Here is a 13,425-nt window from a genome sequence, read left to right on the forward strand (position 1 = left end):
GCCCTAGATCAAAAGCAAGAGCACGGCGGCCTGGAGCCGGCCGGGTTCTGACTGTCGATCTCGGTTAAATGTGGGAGGGAGCTTGCTCCCGATAGCCGTCGGGCAATTGCAGAGGTATTGGCTGACACACTGCAATCGGGGGCAAGCCCCCTCCCACCGTTTGATCTCCATACATCAGGTAGCCCCCGAGCCTAGGCGAGGTGCCGGGGGACAGGCCCACCATTACCAAAAAAATGGATAGGCACTCAGTAAACCAAACCCCCTCCCCAAAGGTCCCATCCTCCAAGCACCTTTGAATCAGGAGATTCCCCCAATGACCACCCCCAAAGCACTGTTGATCCTTCACGGCAAGCAAGCCCTCAACGAGGACGTGCGCGCCGCCGTGCAGGCCCGGCGCGAGCAGGGCGGGGAATTGGCGGTGCGGGTCACCTGGGAAGGCGGCGACGCCCAGCGCCTGGTCAACGAAGCCTTGGCTGACGGCTACACCCACATCATCGCCGGTGGCGGCGACGGCACCTTGCGCGATGTGGCCGAAGCCATGGCCCAGGCCAAGACCGACGCCAGCCTGGTGCTGATGCCGCTGGGCACCGCCAACGATTTCGCCAAGGCCGCCGGCGTGCCGTTGGAGCCCGCCCAGGCGCTGGCGCTGCTGGACGTGCCGCCCAAAGCCATCGACCTCGGCCAGGTCGGTGGGCAAATCTTCCTCAACATGGCGACCGGCGGTTTCGGCAGCCAGGTCACCGCCAACACTTCCGAAGACCTGAAAAAAGTCCTCGGCGGTGCGGCCTACCTGTTCACCGGCTTGACGCGTTTCAGCGAGTTGAAGGCTGCCTATGCCGAGCTGGATGGTCCCGATTTCCACTGGAAAGGCGAACTGCTCGCCCTGGGGATCGGCAACGGTCGCCAGGCAGGCGGTGGGCATGAGCTATGCCCAGGCGCGATGGCCGACGACGGCCTGCTGGATGTCAGCATCCTGCCGGCGCCCCAGGAAGTGGTCGGTACGTTGCGTGAGCTCATGAACAATGGCTGGGGCCTGGACACGATGTTCGTGCGGGCGCGGCTGCCGTGGGTGAATATCAAGGTTGCACAGGGCCTGTACATCAACCTGGATGGTGAGCCGCTGGAGGGTGATGACCTGCACTTCGAGGCCTTGCCCAAGGCCTTGCGGGTGCACTTGCCGGTCGGTTCGCCGTTAGTCGTCCAGGCTGATGATCTGCTCGCGCACCGCGAATAGCACCAAGCCGGCCACGTCGAAGATCTGCAGGCGCTTCATGATCTGCGAGCGGTGCGCCTCGACGGTCTTGATGCTCAGGCCCAGGCCGTGAGCGATCTCCCGGGTGGACTTGCCGCGCACGATCAAGCGCAGGATCTCCAACTGCCGCGCCGTGAGGTTGTGGCTGTGGCCGGCGGGTGTGATCGGCCCCTGGCTGCGCACCAGCGCCTGGTTGATCACCGTGTGGGCAATCGCCGGGCTCAGGTAGCGCTCGTTGTTGCGCAACGCCAGCAGCGCGTGTTCCAGCTCGTTGGCTGTTGTGTCCTTGAGCAGATAACCATGGGCCCCGGACTCCAGCGCGCACATGATCAGCTCCGGGTCGGTGTGCATCGACAGGATCAGCACCTTGCTCTTGGGGTAGGCGCGCTTGAGTTGCTGCAAGGCATCCAGGCCGCCGGTGTGCTTCATCGACAGGTCCAGCAGCACGATATCGGGCAGCAGGGCACTGAACTGCTCCAGTAACTGCGCGCCATCGTTGGCTTCGCCGATCACCGTGTAGCCGGGAATGTCTTGGACCAGCGCGCGGACGCCGGCCCGGATCAGTGCATGGTCATCTACCAGGAGTAATTTGCAGGTCACTCGAGAACCTTAGGGGAACTGGCCCGTTCGAGGGCGCGGGGCGCCCAGGGGAAAAGCGCTTCGATCCGTGTTCCTTTGCCTGGCTGGCTGCTGACGGATAATGAACCGCCAAGCTGATCAATCCGCTCGGACATGCCGGCCATGCCCCGTTGGCCTTCCAGGCCTGGGTTGATGGCCGGCGAAAAGCCCTGGCCGTCATCACTGATAAATAGCGAGAGGCCCTCGGGCAGACGTTGCAGGCGAACCAGCAGATTGCGCGCCTGGGCGTGGCGCAGCATGTTGGTCACCGCTTCCTGGGTGATCCGAAAGGCGGCCACGGCCGTTTCTTCCGGGATGCCGGTCAGCCGTTGCTGGCATTCCAGGCTCCAGTGGATCGGGGTGTTTTCCAGGGTCTTGAGCAGGTGCGCACGCAGGCTGGCTTCCAGGCCCAGGCTGGCTAACTGGCGAGGATTGAGGATGGCGGAGACGTCGCGCACCTTGGCCAGGGTTTCATTCAGGGTGTTGCACAGCACCGTGCACTGGCTTTGCAGGTCGTCGGGCAGGCGGCGCTTGAGCCATTCGCTTTGCAGCTTGGCGGCGGTGAGCAGTTGGCCGATATCGTCGTGCAATTCGCGGCTGAGGCGGTGGCGTTCGTTCTCCTGCACTTGCAGCAGGCGGTCGGCCAGTTCCTGGGGCTGGAACTTGATCGACTTGCGTGACCGCCACTGTTGCAGGCCAACCACCACCAGGGTGGCCAGGTTGAGCACAATCACCAGCAATGGAAGCGGCGCGGAGCGGGTATAGGCCCACAGGCTCAACAGCAGCGAGCCAAGGCACAGGGCGAGGATCAAACGGCGTGCATTACTGCGGGACGCGGACCATGCGAAGAGTGTCTTGAGACTGGCGTACATAGCGGATGGAGCCAATGAGGGTTCGCTGCGGGAAGTCCGGTCACGGCGGCTGACAGGGCTCTGTTTAGAATGCGTTATCGAATCGTATTTATGCATGATGAAGTTGAGTCACTTCGAGTGGGGCATAGTACCACCACTATTACCGTTGGTCGCCTGGTGCCGTGCCTGGCGGGGTTTTTAACCGCACAAATGCTCCGGGCGGTATTCCCAGAGTTTATGGCGTGGGGGAGTTATATTATTTGCGTTTGATTGTATCGTTATGACCGTTAGTGGCTAATTGATATCTTTGCCTGCGCGATTCAACCCTATGTATTAATAGGTATGTCGTTTTCAGATAACTTCAGGCTTAAATACGACCTGATATTCGATCAAGACGCGTGATGTATCCGTTGTTGCGGTTTAGAACCGAAATCTTTTTGCGGAATATGCAGCGTTACAGTGGCAATCAACGTCGTTTGCTCTGCTTCATCCAATCCCAGTTTGCCGGTCTTTGCATCAATCAACTCCAACTGCCAGGCCAGCAATGTCAGGCATTGTTCCAGCGCGTCCAGGGCTTGATCATGCAGATGCAAAGGGTTTTCGGCATTGGCGATCAGGTACTGGATATGCCGCGAGAATTCGCTGATCGCCCGAAGGGCCAGGCAGTCGGCCTTTTCGGCGAGCTTGATCAGGCTGACCTTCATGCAGTCGATGGCGTCGCTGTCGTTGCGGATCATGTGCAGGTGGCTCAGGCACTCTTCCGATTTGGCCAGCAGCTTTTCAGCCTCGTGCAGGAATTCGGGCAATGCAAGTTGCCACTCGTTACCGTCGTTCATCATGCAAGTCTCCACAACAGAAGGTCGGGTGATGAGATGTCGCTCCGGGTGAATGGCTTCAAACTAGCGCTGAAATATGACTGAAATCTGTAGGTCGCTTCTGAGATTTCAGTAGGACGTTTATTAGAATGACGGCGACGGCTGTGCGCGGCGAGCATGAGCGGAGTCCATTGCACGCCTTCAATTGCCGACATCTGAATGTCCGAAAGACCCGTGGGCCGAGGGCTTGGGATGGCAAACAAAAGCCTGACTCCATTCATGCATTGAGAATGGCGTCACATTAATGGCTATTAGATATTGCGAATATCAGGTTGGGCCTGATTGTGCATAGGGGAATCCCTTACGCGGCGGAACCTTGCGTCGAAATGAATGTCGCGCAACGTCGCTACACCCCTGTCTGGAGAGGCCAGTGCAGTAAACCATGATGTCAGTGTGACATCAATGAATTTACGTGGCATTTTACCGGGGTCAAGGTCTGGCGTTCGCCGCCGATAACCCACTGTATGTGAACTGCACAATCCCTTAGCGCATCAGGAGCTTTTAATGGCCGGCATTCTCGACACGGTAGATCAACGCACGCAACTGGTGGGTGAGAATCGCCTGGAGATCCTCATGTTCCGCCTGGCCGGGCGTCAGTTGTTCGCGATCAACGTGTTCAAGGTGCAGGAAGTCCTGCAGCTGCCCAAGCTGACGTTGATGCCGCAACGCCATCCGTTCGTGTGCGGCGTGGTCAACCTGCGTGGGCAGACCCTGCCGGTGATCGACCTGTCCCAGGCCATCGGCATGCGCCCGTTGGTGCCGGGTCCCAACAGCACCATTATCGTCACCGAGTATAACCGCTCGGTGCAGGCGTTCCTGGTGGGCGGCGTGGACCGCATCGTCAACATGAACTGGGAAGCCATCCTGCCGCCGCCGACCAGTGCCGGACGCCAGCATTACCTCACCGCCATCAGCAAGGTCGACGACCAGTTGGTGGAAATCATCGACGTGGAAAAAGTCCTGGCCGAAATCGTGCCCTACAACGCCAAGGTCTCGCGTGAAAAACTCGAGGACCCGGTCCTGGAACGCGCCCGTGGCCGTGAAGTGCTGCTGGTGGATGACTCCAACGTGGCCCTCTCGCAACTGCGCGACACGCTTGGCCAGCTGGGCGTGAAGATGCATATCGCCAGCGACGGTCTCAAAGCGTTGAATATGCTCAAGGCTTGGGCCGACGCCGGCCATGTGATGACCGACAAACTGTTGATGATCTTCACCGACGCCGAAATGCCCGAGATGGACGGTTACCGCCTCACCACCGAGATCCGCAACGACCCACGCCTGCGCAAACTTTACGTGGTGCTGCACACCTCGCTGTCGGGCAGTTTCAACGACTCGATGGTGAAGAAGGTCGGCTGCGACAACTTCCTGTCCAAATTCCAGCCCGACAAGCTGGTGGATGTAGTGCGTCAACGTCTGATGCTCGACGAAGTGCCCGCCTGATTGTAGTGAGCGGTTATAGTGTCGGCTTTACTCCTTCAGGAATGCAGGCCCATGCTTCGTCTCAGCGCGTTGTACCGTTACCCCTTGAAGTCCGGCAAGGCCGAAATACTGCAACAGGTCGGCCTGGATAAACTCGGGGTGGACGGCGATCGACGCTGGATGCTGGTGGACGAAGCCAGCGGGCGTTTTCTCACGCAACGGGCCGTGGCCAAGATGAGCCAGCTGTCGGCGCTGTGGAACAGCAGCGGCGGGCTCACCCTGAGTTCGCCTGGCTACACGCCGCTGGACGTGACCCTGCCCGACAACGAGGCAGAACTGCGTGGCGTGACCATCTGGCGTGACACCTTGCGCGTGCCGGATGCGGGCGACGCGGCTGCCGCGTGGGTCAGCGACTTCATCGGCAAGCCGACACGGCTGGTGCAAATCCCTCTCGAACGTGCCCGCACCACCCAGGCCGGTTATGGCAAGGACGATGACCAGGTCGCCTTCGCCGACGGTTATCCGTTGTTGGTGATCGGCCAGGCCTCGCTGGACGACCTCTCGCAACGCATCGGCCGCCCCATGGACATGCTGCGTTTTCGTCCCAACCTCGTGATCGAAGGCAGCGAAGCCTTCGCTGAAGACGGCTGGAAACGCCTGCGCATCGGCGATGTGGAGTTCCGTGCGGTCAAGCCGTGCTCGCGCTGCATCCTTACCACCATCGACCCGCAGACCGGCGAACGCAGCGCCGACCGCGAACCCTTCGCCACGCTGGAAACCTATCGCAAGACCGAGGATGGCGCGATTTTCGGCCAGAACCTGGTCAACGACGGCGTGGGTCGCCTGGAAGTCGGGATGCCGGTGACGATTCTCGAGTAATGTGCCGTGGCCATAAAAAATGCCCGTCTCCTGCGAGACGGGCATTTTTTTTCCTGCTGGTCACCCTCAGCCGCGGTATTCGCACAGGTAGGCGGTGTCCACGGCGACCTTCAGCTGGAACTTGCTGTTGGCCGGCACGTTGAACTGGCTGCCGGCGGCGAAGGTTTCCCACGTGCTGGCGTCAGGCAGCTTGACGGTCAGGGCGCCGGACACCACGTGCATGATTTCACGCTGGGCGGTGCCGAATTCGTATTCGCCGGGGGCCATTACGCCGATGGTCGCCGGACCTTCTGCGGTGCCGAAAGCGATCGACTTGACGGTGCCGTCGAAGTACTCGTTGACTTTAAACATGGGCGATTCCTCGGAAAAGGGTCTGGAAAGGTCGGCCAGTATGCCCAAGGGCAGGGGAACTGCCTAGACCGGCAAAATCAGCGGCAACAGGCGCGCGGTGTTGCGGGCGTCCTCCAGCGCGCGATGTTGCTGGCCATGGAACTGCATCCCCGCCAGTTGCAGGGCGCCATTGAGGCCCAGGGGCTTGTCCAGGCGCCGGGCCTTGGCGAAACGCTGCTTGAGGTTCACATGGGGCGTGTGGGCGAGTGCGCTGGCCAGGCCATGGCGTTGCCACTCCAGTTCAAGCTGCGCGCGGTCGTAGTCACCCCAACTGGCCCAGCCCTCCAGGCGTGCGTGGTGCTGGCCCAGCCAACGCTCGAACAGCGGCCACACCTCGGTGATCGGCGCCGCGCCGTCCATGTTCGCCTGGGTGATGTGGGTCAGCTGGCGGCAGAAGGGCGTCAGCAATGGCCGCCGCAGCGGCCGCACAAAGCGCTGGAAGTGGTCCAGTTCGCGGCCCTGGCGGTTGACCAGGCTCGCGCCGATCTCGATGACTTCCATCTCCGTCACGGGCCAGCCGCCTTCATCCGTTGTGGCTTCAAGGTCAATAATCAGCCAATGAGGCATCGCGCAGGTTCCCGTACTCTTCCCTTTCTGTTGGGGGTAGAGCGTAGCCCGGCCCTGTAGTTCCGCCTAGGGCTAGACGATCTCGAGTAACACCTGACGATTGCGCACTTGATCACCCGCAATGACCTGCACACCCTTGATCACGCCGTCGATACCGGCCGTCAGTGGGTGCTCCATTTTCATCGCTTCGAGTACCAACAGCAGTTGGCCTTTGGTGACGCTGTCACCGGCGCTGACCCGCACATCGACAATTGCACCGTCCATCGGCGCCTTGACCGTCCCGCTGCTGGCGTCGGCCTGGCGGCTGGCGACCTGCTGGGTGCGGTCGATCACCGTCAGGCCGGGTAGCCACAGTCGGTTGCCGTCGAGGTGATAGGCCATGCGACGGCGAATGCCGTTGAACACCCCTATGGCGTAGCCACCTTCGGTAGTGAGTGGCAGGGGCTCAGCGCTGACGTCGTGGATGTCGCCGTTGACCTCCAGGCGGTAGGTGCAGAGTGTGCTGGCGGTGTTGCGCCAGCCTGCCAGTGCTGGGGGATGCGGGTGCGCGCTGTGTGCGTAAAACAACGCGGCGGCCAGGCTAAGGTGTTCTTTTGATAGGGGCTGGGGCGGGATCTCGCTGAAGTGTTGCGCGATAAACCCGGTGCTGAAATCACCCGCGATAAACTCCGGGTGCTTGAGCAGATCGGCCAATAACCGTTGATTGGTCGCCACCCCCAACAGCAACGTGTCTTCCACCGCCCGCAACAACTTGCGCCGCGCCTCTTCGCGGGTGGCGCCATGGGCGATGATCTTGCCCAGCATCGGGTCATAGAACGGGCTGATGCGTTGGCCTTCTACGACACCGTGGTCAATGCGTACGCCCGCCGCCGGTTCCCAGCGCAGCACATCGCCGGTTTGCGGCAGGAAGCCCTGGGCCGGGTCTTCGGCGTACAGGCGCACTTCCATGGCGTGGCCGCTCAGGGTGACCTCCGCTTGTGTCAGCGGCAGCGGTTGGCCGGCGGCGATCTGCAGTTGCCAGTCCACCAGGTCGAGGCCGGTGATCAGCTCGGTCACCGGGTGCTCCACTTGCAGGCGGGTGTTCATTTCCAGGAAGTAGAACTGGCCGTGGCGGTCGAGCAGGAACTCCACGGTGCCGGCGCCGACGTAGTTCACCGCGCGCCCGGCCTTCAGGGCGGCTTCGCCCATGGCCAGGCGCAGCTCGGGTGTCATGATGGGGCAGGGGGCTTCTTCGATGACTTTCTGATGGCGGCGCTGGATGGAACAGTCGCGTTCGCCGAGGTAGATCAAGTGGCCGTGGCTGTCGCCGAACAGCTGGATTTCGACGTGACGGGGGTCGATCAGGGCGTGTTCGAGGATCAGTTCGTCGCTGCCGAAGGCGTTCTTGGCTTCCGAACGGGCGGTCTGCAGGTTGTTCAACAGGTCTTTTGCGTGGTGCACCAGGCGCATGCCGCGACCGCCACCGCCGGCGCTGGCTTTGATCATCAGTGGGTAGCCGATGCGCTCGGCTTCTTGTTGCAGGGTGACGTCGTCCTGGGCGCTGCCTTGGTAGCCGGCGATGCAGGGCACGCCGGCGTCGAGCATGGCGAGTTTGGACAGGCGTTTGCTGCCCATCAGTTCGATGGCGGCGACGCTGGGACCGATGAAGGTGAGGTTGGCGTGTTGGCAGGCGCGGGCGAAGTCGGGGTTTTCAGAGAGGAAGCCGTAGCCGGGGTGGATGGCGTCGGCGCCGGTGAGTGTGGCGGCGTTGAGGATGGCTTCGATGTTGAGGTAGGACTGTTGGACGGGGGCGGGGCCGATGTAGACGGCTTCGTCGGCCATCTGGACGTGCAGGGCCTTGGCGTCGGCTTCGCTGTAGACGGCGACGGTGCGGTAGCCCAGGGCTTGGGCGGTGTGTTGGATGCGGCAGGCGATTTCGCCGCGGTTAGCGATCAGGATTTTCGTTAGCTGCGGCATTGTTGCGGTCCTCGAGTACACATCCATTTCTGCGGTAACGGCCGCGGATTCAAGCCTGCGTTCGGCCAGCGTGTTTGACGGGGCACTCCCAGATAGAGCCGACCGGTGTGGTTGTGGCGTACTCAGTACAAATGTGGGAGGGGGCTTGCCCCCGATGGCGTCATTTGCACCACCGAGGCTTTCTTTTCTGCACAAACGCCTGCGTCCCCTCAATCCCTTCCTCACTCCTCACCGCTTCGGCAAACCACTGCGCCCCACGGTCCAGCACAGCCTCAAGCGGTTCATCCACACTGGCCAGCAACAGGGATTTGGTCCGTCCATTCGCGCCCGGTGCGCAGCGCAGCACCTGTCCCAACACGTCATCCAGCCGTTCCGCCAATGCCTGCGGGTCGCGTTCGGTAAAGTGCACGACGCCCAGTCGCTCGGCTTCCAGGCCGTCAAAGCGCGCCGCGGTCAGCGCTAGGCGGCGGGCTTGGGTCAGGCCGATACGCTTGACCACAAACGGCGCGATTTGCGCCGGCAGTAAGCCCAGGCTGGTTTCCGGCAGGCCGAATTGCGCCTGGTGATCGGCGATGGCGATATCACTCACGCACGCCAGCCCAAAGCCGCCGCCCAGCACCGCGCCTTGCAGCACCACGATCACGACTTGCGGTACCGCTTCGACTTCCTGCAGCAAGGTGCCGAACGCGCGGTTCAGCGCCTGGAGTTGATTGCCCGCAGTGACCAGGTCCTTCACATCGGCGCCGGCGCAGAAGTGCCCGCCGGCCCCGCTGATCACCAGTGCGCGGACCTGGCTGTCCAATTGCGCCAGCACCGTGCGCAGTTCGTTGACCATCTCCAGGCTCATCGCATTGCGGTTTTCCGGGCGGTTGAGGGTGATGTGCAGCACGCCGTTATGGGGTTCGAGCAATAAGGTGTTCATGGCTTTTTCCCAGGCAAGGTGCCCATCAGTTTGCAGAGGATGCCCAGCATGATTTCGTCGGCGCCGCCGCCGATCGAGACCAGGCGCACATCGCGATAGGCGCGGGCGACGGGGTTGTCCCACATGAAGCCCATGCCGCCCCAGTATTGCAGGCAGCTGTCGCTGACTTCTCGGCCCAGGCGCCCGGCCTTGAGCTTGGCCATGGAGGCCAGGCGAGTCACGTCCTGGCCTTTGATGTATTGCTCGGTGGCCTGGTAGACCAGCGCGCGCAGGCATTCGATTTCGGTGGAGAGTTCGGCCAGGCGAAAGTGGATGACCTGGTTGTCGATCAGCGCCTTGCCGAAGGTCTGGCGCTCCTTGCAGTATTCGATGGTGGTGTCGATGCAATGCTCCAGGCCCTTGATCATGTTGGCCGCGCCGAACAGGCGTTCTTCCTGGAACTGCAGCATCTGCATCATGAACCCCGCGCCTTCGTGGCCGATGCGGTTGCGCTGCGGCACGCGCACGCCGTCGAAGAACACCTGGGCGGTCTCGGAGCTGTGCATGCCGAGTTTTTCCAGGGGCGGGCTGACGCTGATGCCGGGGGTGTTCATCGGCACCATGATCAGCGATTTGTTGATGTGCGGCTTGTCGTCGGAGGTGTTGGCCAGCAGGCAGATGAAGTCGGCGCTGGGTGAGTTGGTGATCCACATTTTGCTGCCGTTGATCACATAGTCGTCGCCGTCCTTGCGCGCATGGGTTTTCAGCCCGGCCACGTCGGAACCGGCACCGGTTTCCGAGACACCGATGCAGCCGACCTGCTCGCCGCTGATGGCCGGACGCAGGAATTCATCCCGCAACTCATCGGAGCCGAAGCGGGCGAGGGCGGGGGTGCACATGTCGGTCTGCACGCCGATGGACATGGGAATGCCGCCGCAGTGAACGGTGCCGAATTCCTCGGCGGCGACGATGGAATAGCTGTAGTCCAGGCCCATGCCGCCGAATTTTTCCGGCTTGGAGATGCCCAGCAGGCCGAGGTCGCCGGCCTTGCGGAAAATATCGTGGATGGGAAAGCGCCCGGCCTTTTCCCATTCGTCGACGTGGGGGTTGATCTCGCGATCAACGAAGGCGCGGACGGTGCGGCGTAGTTCCTGGTGTTCTTGGGTAAAGATCATTTTTTATTGTTCTCCTTATCGTGACGCGCAGCGTCTCGGGCGAAATTTAGAGACGCGCTACACCGAAGGTATTGGCTTGCAACTCACGCACCTCGGCCTCGTGGCAGATATCCAGCACAAAGCCCAGCAACGTCCGCGTATCCCGTGGATCAATCAGCCCGTCGTCCCACAGATTCGCGCTGCCATACAGCGCAGTGGACTGGCTGTCGAGCTTCTGCGCGGTGACCTGTTCCAGCATGTCCAGCACCTTGGGATCCGGCACCAGGCCGTCCTTCAACTGCTTGGCTTCGGTGACGATACGCAGCACCTTGCCCGCCTGGGCGCCGCCCATCACCGCCGTGCGGCTATTGGGCCAGGCGAAGATGAAGCGTGGGTCCAGGCCACGGCCGCACATCGCATAATTGCCGGCGCCGTAGGAGCCGCCGACCACAATCGTGAGTTTAGGCACTCGTGCATTGGCCACCGCCTGGATCATCTTCGCGCCGTGCTTGATCACCCCTTGTTGCTCCGACTCGGTGCCCACCATGAAACCGGTGGTGTTGTGCAGGAACAGCAGCGGCGTGCGGCTCTGGTCGCACAGTTGGATAAACTGCGCGGCCTTGCTCGCACCCTTGGGTGTGATGGGGCCGTTGTTGCCGATCACCCCGACGGCACGCCCCTGGATATGCAGGTGGCCGCACACGGTGTGGGCGTCGAACTCGCCCTTGAATTCGAGGAAGTGCGAGCCGTCGGCCAGGCGGGCGAGGATTTCACGCACGTCGTAGGGTTTTTTCGGGTCATCCGGGATCAGGCCCAGCAGCTCTTCGATGGGGTACAGCGGCTCGGCGTAAGCGCGTCGGGGCGCCTGCGGCAGGCGATCATTCCAGGGCAACAGGCTGACAATCTCACGGGCGATGCGCACGCCGTCGGCGTCATTTTCCGCCAGGTATTCGGCGGTGCCGGCGGTTTGGGCGTGCATTTCGGCGCCACCCAGTTCTTCGTCGGTGGCCACTTCGCCGGTCGCGGCTTTGAGCAGCGGCGGGCCCGCGAGGAACAGCTTGGCGCGGCCGCGCACCACCACCACGTAATCCGACAGCCCCGGCTGATAGGCGCCGCCCGCCGTGGCCGAGCCATGCACCACGGTGATTTGCGGCAAGCCCAGGGCCGACAGGCGCGCCTGGTTGGCGAAGCTGCGCGCACCCTCGACGAAAATTTCGGCGGCGTAGTTGAGGTTGGCACCGCCGCTTTCGGCGAGGGTCACCACCGGCAGTTTGTTCTCCATGGCGATCTGTTGCAGGCGCAGGGATTTTTTCAAGCCGGAAGGGGAAATAGTCCCGCCCTTGATCGCGCTGTTATTGGCCACCACCAGCATGCGCACGCCACTGACGTAGCCGATGCCGGCGATCAACCCACCGCCGGCGGCGCTGCCGTCTTTGTCGTCGTGCAGCTTGTAGCCGGCCAGGCTGGCCAGTTCCAGGAACGGCGCGCCGGGGTCCAGCAGCAGGTTGAGGCGCTCGCGGGGCAGCAGTTGGCCGCGCTTGTCGAACTTGGGCTTGGCTTCCTGGGCCTTGGCGAGCAGGTTGTGTTCCAGTTGGTGCAGCTGGGCGATGGCCGCCAGCATGGCCTCGCGGTTTTGCGCGAACTGGGCGCTGTGGGCGTCGATCAAGGATTCAATCACCGGCATGGTTTATTGCTCCGCCTTGAGCACATCCGGCAGGTAGGCGCGGTGGAAGCCATTGAAGGGCTCACTCGGCGCCTGCGCCTTGTGCAACGGCCAGGCGCGGCTGCCCAGGCTGGCGGCACCGTCGATGCGCAGGGTGCTGCCGCTGATAAAGGCGGCGGCGGGGCTGAGCAGGAACACGATGGCCGCGCTGACTTCCGACTCCGTGCCGATACGCTTGAGCGGCACGTGTTCGCGCAAGGTCGGGATCACCGCCTTGAACGCGCCTTCATAGGTGTCCATGCCGCTGGAGGCGATCCAGCCCGGCGCCACGGCGTTGACCCGCACGCCGGCATACCCCCATTCGAAGGCGGCGGTCTTGGTGAAGTTGTCCATGCCGGCGCGCGCCGCACCCGAGTGGCCCATGCCGGGCATACCGCCCCACATGTCGGCGAGCATGTTGACAATGGCGCCGCCGTGCTTGCTCATGGATTGGTTGAACACTTCCCGCGCCACCAGGAAACCGCCGACGAGGTTGGTGCGCAGTACGGTTTCGAAGCCTTTCTGGTTGATTGAAGCCAGTGGCGAGGGGTACTGGCCGCCGGCGTTATTCACCAAACCATGGAGTTGACCGTGGTCATTCAGGACTTGGCTAACCAGTGCCTTCACTGCTTCTTCATCACGAATGTCGCAGGCGTGCCAATGGGCGATGCCACCGTCTTCAGCGATTTCCGCCGCGACCGCTTGCAGCTTTTCCGGCTTGCGTCCCACCAGAATCACCTGTGCACCCAGCGCCGCCAATTCATGCGCAGTGCAACGGCCGATGCCACTGCCTCCGCCGGTGACCATCACGGTTTGCCCCTGGAACAGGTCGGCTTTGAAGATTGAGTCGAAGGCCACGGC

The 13,425-nt window shown here is 62.3% G+C and carries 13 protein-coding genes; 3 read left to right on the forward strand and 10 right to left on the reverse strand.

Going from position 1 to position 13,425, the window contains the following annotated elements:
• The first annotated feature begins 313 nt into the window (after positions 1–313).
• On the forward strand, positions 314–1,234 hold the full coding sequence (yegS, locus tag K7431_RS17380) for a lipid kinase YegS (protein ID WP_015885165.1): 921 nt from the start codon (positions 314–316) through the stop codon (positions 1,232–1,234).
• On the opposite strand, the gene K7431_RS17385 is transcribed toward yegS, so the two are convergent.
• The 3 genes from K7431_RS17385 to K7431_RS17395 form a co-directional block, all read right to left on the reverse strand.
• Positions 1,193–1,852, reverse strand: a complete 660-nt coding sequence (locus K7431_RS17385) for a response regulator transcription factor (RefSeq protein WP_015885164.1) — start codon at positions 1,850–1,852, stop codon at positions 1,193–1,195. The two genes, yegS and K7431_RS17385, sit on opposite strands and share 42 nt — an antisense overlap.
• The gene (locus K7431_RS17390; RefSeq protein ID WP_043205703.1) at positions 1,849–2,742 is read right to left on the reverse strand and encodes a sensor histidine kinase; all 894 of its coding nucleotides are present in this window, start codon (positions 2,740–2,742) and stop codon (positions 1,849–1,851) included. Before K7431_RS17390 ends, K7431_RS17385 begins: the two co-directional genes overlap by 4 nt.
• A gap of 368 nt (positions 2,743–3,110) precedes the next feature.
• Positions 3,111–3,557 (reverse strand): hypothetical protein, encoded by a 447-nt coding sequence (locus tag K7431_RS17395; RefSeq protein ID WP_043206314.1) that lies wholly within the window; start codon positions 3,555–3,557, stop codon positions 3,111–3,113.
• A gap of 543 nt (positions 3,558–4,100) precedes the next feature.
• On the opposite strand from K7431_RS17395, the gene K7431_RS17400 reads away from it, so the two are divergent.
• Both K7431_RS17400 and K7431_RS17405 read left to right on the forward strand, forming a co-directional pair.
• Entirely contained in the window at positions 4,101–5,036 is a 936-nt protein-coding gene (locus K7431_RS17400) for a chemotaxis protein CheV (protein ID WP_015885161.1), read from the forward strand.
• Between the two features lie 51 nt (positions 5,037–5,087).
• Complete coding sequence (locus K7431_RS17405) at positions 5,088–5,894, forward strand: MOSC domain-containing protein (RefSeq protein WP_015885160.1); 807 nt, start codon at positions 5,088–5,090, stop codon at positions 5,892–5,894.
• Between the two features lie 66 nt (positions 5,895–5,960).
• Here the strand turns inward: K7431_RS17405 and ppnP are convergent, their stop codons facing one another.
• The 7 genes from ppnP to K7431_RS17440 form a co-directional block, all read right to left on the reverse strand.
• Positions 5,961–6,245 (reverse strand): pyrimidine/purine nucleoside phosphorylase, encoded by a 285-nt coding sequence (gene ppnP / locus K7431_RS17410; protein ID WP_015885159.1) that lies wholly within the window; start codon positions 6,243–6,245, stop codon positions 5,961–5,963.
• Between the two features lie 63 nt (positions 6,246–6,308).
• Positions 6,309–6,851, reverse strand: a complete 543-nt coding sequence (locus tag K7431_RS17415; protein WP_015885158.1) for an exonuclease domain-containing protein — start codon at positions 6,849–6,851, stop codon at positions 6,309–6,311.
• A gap of 72 nt (positions 6,852–6,923) precedes the next feature.
• Positions 6,924–8,807 (reverse strand): acetyl-CoA carboxylase biotin carboxylase subunit, encoded by a 1,884-nt coding sequence (locus K7431_RS17420; protein ID WP_015885157.1) that lies wholly within the window; start codon positions 8,805–8,807, stop codon positions 6,924–6,926.
• 160 nt (positions 8,808–8,967) lie between these two features.
• A complete protein-coding gene (locus K7431_RS17425; RefSeq protein WP_015885156.1) occupies positions 8,968–9,729 on the reverse strand; it encodes an enoyl-CoA hydratase/isomerase family protein in 762 nt (253 codons plus the stop codon).
• Positions 9,726–10,883 (reverse strand): citronellyl-CoA dehydrogenase, encoded by a 1,158-nt coding sequence (atuD, locus tag K7431_RS17430; RefSeq protein WP_015885155.1) that lies wholly within the window; start codon positions 10,881–10,883, stop codon positions 9,726–9,728. Before atuD ends, K7431_RS17425 begins: the two co-directional genes overlap by 4 nt.
• A gap of 46 nt (positions 10,884–10,929) precedes the next feature.
• Positions 10,930–12,546: a geranyl-CoA carboxylase subunit beta gene (atuC, locus tag K7431_RS17435; protein WP_015885154.1), complete on the reverse strand. Its 1,617-nt coding sequence runs from the start codon at positions 12,544–12,546 to the stop codon at positions 10,930–10,932.
• A 3-nt stretch (positions 12,547–12,549) separates the two neighbouring features.
• On the reverse strand, positions 12,550–13,422 hold the full coding sequence (locus K7431_RS17440) for an SDR family oxidoreductase (RefSeq protein WP_015885153.1): 873 nt from the start codon (positions 13,420–13,422) through the stop codon (positions 12,550–12,552).
• Between the last annotated feature and the right edge of the window lie 3 nt (positions 13,423–13,425).

Source organism: Pseudomonas fluorescens group sp., assembly GCF_020093335.1.
In the GTDB taxonomy this organism is placed as follows: Bacteria; Pseudomonadota; Gammaproteobacteria; order Pseudomonadales; family Pseudomonadaceae; genus Aquipseudomonas; species Aquipseudomonas petroselini.

Coding starts and splice junctions, on each gene's coding strand:
- atuC (WP_015885154.1), bottom strand. CDS start 12,546: ATGCCGGTGATTGAATCCTTGATCGACGCCCACAGCGCCCAGTTCGCG.
- ppnP (WP_015885159.1), bottom strand. CDS start 6,245: ATGTTTAAAGTCAACGAGTACTTCGACGGCACCGTCAAGTCGATCGCT.
- K7431_RS17420 (WP_015885157.1), bottom strand. CDS start 8,807: ATGCCGCAGCTAACGAAAATCCTGATCGCTAACCGCGGCGAAATCGCC.
- atuD (WP_015885155.1), bottom strand. CDS start 10,883: ATGATCTTTACCCAAGAACACCAGGAACTACGCCGCACCGTCCGCGCC.
- K7431_RS17415 (WP_015885158.1), bottom strand. CDS start 6,851: ATGCCTCATTGGCTGATTATTGACCTTGAAGCCACAACGGATGAAGGC.
- K7431_RS17395 (WP_043206314.1), bottom strand. CDS start 3,557: ATGAACGACGGTAACGAGTGGCAACTTGCATTGCCCGAATTCCTGCAC.
- K7431_RS17390 (WP_043205703.1), bottom strand. CDS start 2,742: ATGTACGCCAGTCTCAAGACACTCTTCGCATGGTCCGCGTCCCGCAGT.
- yegS (WP_015885165.1), top strand. CDS start 314: ATGACCACCCCCAAAGCACTGTTGATCCTTCACGGCAAGCAAGCCCTC.
- K7431_RS17405 (WP_015885160.1), top strand. CDS start 5,088: ATGCTTCGTCTCAGCGCGTTGTACCGTTACCCCTTGAAGTCCGGCAAG.
- K7431_RS17400 (WP_015885161.1), top strand. CDS start 4,101: ATGGCCGGCATTCTCGACACGGTAGATCAACGCACGCAACTGGTGGGT.
- K7431_RS17425 (WP_015885156.1), bottom strand. CDS start 9,729: ATGAACACCTTATTGCTCGAACCCCATAACGGCGTGCTGCACATCACC.